This is a genomic window from Acidocella sp. MX-AZ02 (genome assembly GCF_000306035.1).
GTDB lineage: Bacteria > Pseudomonadota > Alphaproteobacteria > Acetobacterales > Acetobacteraceae > Acidocella > Acidocella facilis.
Window position 1 is genome coordinate 1 of sequence record NZ_JH976249.1, and the last position, 793, is coordinate 793.

1 protein-coding gene is annotated in these 793 nt (G+C 71.8%); it reads right to left on the reverse strand.

Annotation, left to right across the window (positions count from 1 at the left end; all coding sequences use genetic code 11):
* A partial coding sequence (locus tag MXAZACID_RS19555; RefSeq protein ID WP_008495893.1) for a hypothetical protein occupies positions 1–793 on the reverse strand: 793 nt, incomplete at both ends.

The following is a 793-nucleotide window of genomic DNA, read 5'->3' on the forward strand; positions in this document are numbered from 1 at the left end:
GCGCCCAGCAGCAGGGGGTAATGGTCGTGATGCGTCTCCGACGCCACCGGGCGTAGCATGATCTGCGGCCCCACCGTGGCCAAAGCTTGCGCCCAGCTCTGCTCGTTGGCCTGCGCCCCCAGCCGCGCGAAGGCTTTCGGGTAAGGATGGTCCGGCCGCTCCACGATCACCCAGGAGATTTCCTCCAGCGTCGCTTCGATCAGCTCCTGCATCCAGAGCGGGGCGATACCCTCATCGATCCACAGCACGCGCGGATTGGTGTTGAGCCCGGTCCCGCTCTCGAAATGACGCCAGAAGCGCCGGGAGAGCGCCGGGCGCCAGAGCGTCACCGGGATCGGCGCCGGGGTCAGCTGGCGCAGATGCGCGACCAGCTGCGGCGAGGTGGCGTAAATCTCCCGCGCCGCCGCCAGGGCGGGTTGCGCCTCCGGCGCCGGCAGCGTGGTATAGAGGGCGGTATAATCAGGGCTGTAAGGCTGCGCCGGCTGCTGCGGATTGATCCGCACCCATGTGTGCGTGCCGCGCCGGCCGAGATCCGCCGCGCCGGGCAAGCCGGGGGCCCAATCCGCGTCCAGCCTCCCGGTATGGCGCAGGGCGCGGGCGGCGTTGAGCGCGGGCTCGGCGGGTTCGCCGGTCAGCAGCAGGCTGGCCGGGTCCGCCGGGCTGGCGCGCACCAGCCCGGTCTGCAATTCCGCCGCCAGCAGATCGCCATGCAGCGACAAGGCCGGGTGGTGATACGGATCCGCCCAGGGCAGCGCCGCGCCGCGGCGCCGCCTTCGCGGAACCGGTGGGTGGC